Source organism: Pseudomonas sp. GXM4 (assembly GCF_008923895.1).
In the GTDB taxonomy this organism is placed as follows: domain Bacteria; phylum Pseudomonadota; class Gammaproteobacteria; order Pseudomonadales; family Pseudomonadaceae; genus Aquipseudomonas; species Aquipseudomonas atacamensis.
The window spans coordinates 1-3,326 of record NZ_WBRZ01000405.1 but is presented as its reverse complement, the minus strand read 5'-3'; the positions used below and the strand labels follow the sequence as shown (position 1 = coordinate 3,326).

Annotated in this window: 4 protein-coding genes; 2 read left to right on the top strand and 2 right to left on the bottom strand. The window is 60.0% G+C overall.

What is annotated here, in order from left to right; genetic code table 11:
- Positions 1 to 98 precede the first annotated feature (98 nt).
- Both F8N49_RS26645 and F8N49_RS26640 read right to left on the bottom strand, forming a co-directional pair.
- Positions 99 to 458: an MmcQ/YjbR family DNA-binding protein gene (locus F8N49_RS26645; RefSeq protein ID WP_122601751.1), complete on the bottom strand. Its 360-nt coding sequence runs from the start codon at positions 456 to 458 to the stop codon at positions 99 to 101.
- Positions 455 to 1,363, bottom strand: a complete 909-nt coding sequence (locus F8N49_RS26640) for a LysR substrate-binding domain-containing protein (RefSeq protein ID WP_151553228.1) — start codon at positions 1,361 to 1,363, stop codon at positions 455 to 457. The genes F8N49_RS26645 and F8N49_RS26640 overlap by 4 nt, the downstream gene beginning before the upstream one ends.
- 126 nt (positions 1,364 to 1,489) lie before the next feature.
- Here F8N49_RS26640 and F8N49_RS26635 point away from each other — a divergent pair, with 126 nt between their 5' ends.
- Positions 1,490 to 2,101 (top strand): FMN-dependent NADH-azoreductase, encoded by a 612-nt coding sequence (locus tag F8N49_RS26635; RefSeq protein WP_016774691.1) that lies wholly within the window; start codon positions 1,490 to 1,492, stop codon positions 2,099 to 2,101.
- 167 nt (positions 2,102 to 2,268) lie between these two features.
- Positions 2,269 to 3,306 (top strand): dienelactone hydrolase, encoded by a 1,038-nt coding sequence (locus F8N49_RS26630; RefSeq protein WP_071172407.1) that lies wholly within the window; start codon positions 2,269 to 2,271, stop codon positions 3,304 to 3,306.
- The last annotated feature ends 20 nt before the right edge of the window (positions 3,307 to 3,326 follow it).

Sequence of the window (3,326 nt, the reverse complement as noted above, 5' to 3'; positions counted from 1 at the left end):
GCAGAGCGTCCCCGGCTGCATTCCCACGCAGAGCGTGGGAACGATCAACGCACAATCAAAAGATCGCAGCCTTCGGCAGCTCCTACACGGGACCGGGTTTACAGCAACAGGCCGATTTGAGTCTTCTTGGGCAACTTGCTCACTACCAGTTGATGGGATCGCTGCAACAAAGCCCGCAACTCCTCGGCACCCAGTGGGTAGGGCGGGTGCATGATGATCCACTGCGCCCGTGCCAGATACGGCGCTGGATGAATCCCCGGGCGGTCGCAGTGGCCGAGAAACAGATCCTTGTCGACCTTGAACGCCAGCGAATCACCACGTAATCCCTGCAAGGCAAACATCTTGTTGCCGGCAATCGAGAACACCCGCACGCCGCCCCATTTGTAATCTTCCCGCGCGCCGGGCAGGGCAAGACAAAACTCGGCAACCTCGGCTTCGCTCATTCTTCCCTGTTTCATAGAAATCTGTCCCCGCAGGCATTGAACGATTCGACCAGGTGATCGATCCATGTGCGCACCGCCGGCATTACCCCGCGCCGATGCGGATACACCGCTTGCAGCCAGCCGCCAGGCAATGACCATTGCGGCAGCACTTGCACCAGTGTGCCGTTACGCAATTCAGTTTCGCAGAACATCATCGGCAGCACGGTAAAACCCTGACCGGCCAGGACGCAGGCCTTGCGCACCACGAAATCATCAATGCCCAGCCGCGCTTCCATACTCAGATCGACGCTCTTGCCTTGTTGATCGAGCAGACGCACATGAACCATGCGATCGGCTTCCAGCGCGCCCAGTACCGGCAGGGTTTTCAGGTCCTGCGGATGATTGATGGTCTTGCCTTGCATGAACGCCGGGCTGGCGATCACCACCGCTTGGGCCTGACGCAAGCGCCGCGTGACCAGCAACGGGTCTTCATCGCCGTGATCGCGCACGCGCAAAGCGACATCGATGCCTTCGGTGACCAGATCGACCCGGCGGTTGAGCAGTACGACCTCCAGCTGCACCTGCGGAAACTTGCCGAGAAAGTCACTGATCACCGTCGGCAGCATTTCATGGGCCAGACCGGTCGGGCATGACACCCGCAAGCGCCCGCGCGGTTCGCTGGACATGCTCGCCACCGCTTCGTCAGCCATCTCCGCTTCCAGCAACATCGCCTGACAGTGGCGCAAATAGCGTTCACCGACGGCAGTGAGATTGAGTTGGCGGGTGGTGCGTTGCAGCAGACGTGCGCCGAGTCGTTCCTCCAGTTCGGCGATCCTTCTTGAAAGCCGTGACTTGGGAATACCGAGCAGGCGCCCGGCGGCGGCGAATCCGCCGGCTTCGACCACTTTGGCGAAATAGTAGAGATCGTTAAGGTCCTGCATACGTGTTTCCAGTCGTTCTATCAATGGGACGAACTATCGCATTGTCGGCGACTAATCAGCTATTGGTTTGTTGCGTAGGATTGTCTCCATTCCGTCGCCGCCGGCGATTCTTTCAGGAGAACCCACATGAAACTGTTGCACATCGATTCGAGCATTCTCGGCGACAACTCGGCTTCCCGTCAGTTGAGCCGTCAAGTCGTCGACGCCTGGCAAGCTGCCGAGCCGAGCGCCGTAGTCACCTACCGCGACCTGGCGGCCGACGCGATCAGCCACTTCTCGTCGACCACACTGGTTGCTGCCGGCACCACCGCCGAACTGCGCGACGCTGCGCAACAGCACGAAGCCGAGCTGAGCGCTTCGACCCTGGCCGAATTCATCGCTGCCGACGCCGTGGTGATTGCCGCGCCGATGTACAACTTCACCGTTCCAACCCAACTGAAAGCGTGGATCGACCGCGTTGCCGTCGCCGGCCAGACGTTCCGCTACACCGAAGCCGGCCCTGAAGGCCTGTGCGGTGGCAAGAAAGTGGTGATCGTGTCGACTTCCGGTGGCATTCATGCCGGTCAGGCCAGCGGCATCGCTCATGAAGAATATCTGAAGCTGGTACTGGGCTTCCTCGGAATCACCGATATCGAAATCGTCCGCGCTGAAGGTCTGGCCTATGGCGAAGAAGTGCGCAACAACGCCATGAGCGCTGCGCAAGCGAAGATCAGCGAGCAACTGTTCGCCGCGGCGTAAGGCTTGCGTAAAGAACAGCTGATGTTCAGGTAATCCCCCAAAAACTCTGTATTCTGGTTCCGCAAGGGCCGAATACGGAGTTTTTTGTTTCTGGCTGTTACATAATCTGGCCCGGGTTATGCAGTTTCAGCACATCCGACGATGTGGTCCGACAGGGTAGGGCATTCATGAGGCATCTTTGTGCACTGTTGCTGATTTGCCTGCTGGCCAGCCTGAATTCAGTGCAGGCCGCACCGGGGCGCCACCCTGTCTGGAGCGTCGGTTATCACGAGATGACCTTTCTCGACCCGCTCGATCTGCAACCGATGCGCGCCATCGCTTTTTACCCGTCCAGTGACCGCGAGCACATGAGCTTGCTTGAGGGCTATTCGGTCGAGGCTGGAGAAGACACCAAAGTCGCGATCGGCCGCTTTCCCATGTTGATGCTCTCCCACGGCAATACCGGCACGCCGCTGGCCTTGCATGATCTGGCGACGTCGCTGGCGCGCAAGGGGTTTGTCGTGGTTGCGGTGATTCATCCCGGCGACAACTGGCGCGACCACAGCCGACTTGGCACGTTGAGCAATCTCTACGGCCGGCCAATCCAGATTTCCCAAGCGATCACCGCGACCCTCGCCGACAACATGCTGGCGCCGTTCGTCAATGCTGACCAGGTCGGTGTGATCGGTTATTCGGCCGGGGGCGAGACCGCATTGATTCTTTCCGGGGCGCAACCGGATCTGGATCGTCTGCGCCGCTATTGCCAGGAACGTCCGGACGATCACGACGCCTGCAACACCCAGGGCGAGCTGATTGTTGATCGCGATGACTTGCAGCCAGTGGCCGATCCACGGGTTCACGCCTTATTGCTCATGGCGCCGCTGAGCCTGAAGTTCGGCCGCCACACCCTCGCCGATGTGCACGTACCGGTGCTGCTCTACAGCGGCGACGGCGACAAACTGGTGGCCTTCGATAAAAACGCTGCGGCTTTGGCGCGCAAACTGCCCACCGCGCCGGACTTCAAACTGCTCGCCGGAGCAGGGCACTTCGTGTTCATGGCGCCGTGCACCGAAGAGCAGATCCGCGCCATGCCGGCATTGTGCACCGATGCCGACGGGGTGGATCGCGAGGATATTCACCGCAACCTGATCTCCGAGGCCGGACGGTTTTTTGCTCATGCACTGGGCAGATCGACACGGGCCGGGATGCAAACGGCGGATCAATAACTCAAACACCGCCACCAATT